This is a genomic window from Campylobacter sp. RM12640 (assembly GCF_020137595.1).
Taxonomy (GTDB): domain Bacteria; phylum Campylobacterota; class Campylobacteria; order Campylobacterales; family Campylobacteraceae; genus Campylobacter_E.
On the sequence record NZ_JACGAU010000064.1, the window covers coordinates 1 to 728 of the forward strand.

The following is a 728-nucleotide window of genomic DNA, read 5'->3' on the forward strand; positions in this document are numbered from 1 at the left end:
ACAACCACATCACTTGTAGTATTATCTACGCTAGGTGTATTTGTTTGAGTATCAGCAACAAGTTTTAAGCTAGCTTCACCTTTAATATCAGTTCCAATTACATTAAATGTAAACTTATAATCTCCAAAGTTATTGCAACCTAGTTCTGGAACATATTTAAATTTACCATCAACAGCAAGAACTGAATCAGTTTTAATTAACTTATCATTATAAGTGATAAATACTTGCATTGCTTTAACACCACTAGCATTAATCTCACCTTTAAATAAAGGATTAGCATCTACTGTAGTTGAACCATTGCTAATTTCTTTTAAGTTATTGTGATCGCCTGATTCATCACCTTCAAATATAGATACTTTAATTCCATTTCCAACACTTGGAACAATTACTTCAGGAGTTGTTGTATTATTAACCACTTCATCTTTAGCTGTATTTAAATCTAAACTAAATGAGTATTCTTTCATTTCTCCTGTTTTTAAGCTTGATAAATATACTTTATATGTTCCAACTTCCCAACCACTACCATCTACTCTGTTTGTTAAATCAGGAGTATATGTAAATGTTCCATCTGGTGCAGCTTGGAATTCTTTCATAATTGCTTCATCTTTACCTGTAGCATTATTTGGTTTTACAAATAATAATACTAAAGTATCATTAGCAACTGATTTACCTATAAATGTTGGAGTAGTATCAAATGTTCTACCACCATTTGGAATTTCAGTTAAGTT

1 protein-coding gene is annotated in these 728 nt (G+C 30.4%); it reads right to left on the reverse strand.

Annotated features, from left to right (window positions below; translation table 11 throughout):
• Positions 1 to 728 (reverse strand): hypothetical protein (locus AVBRAN12640_RS09890; protein WP_336613009.1); only part of this gene is annotated, 728 nt, incomplete at both ends.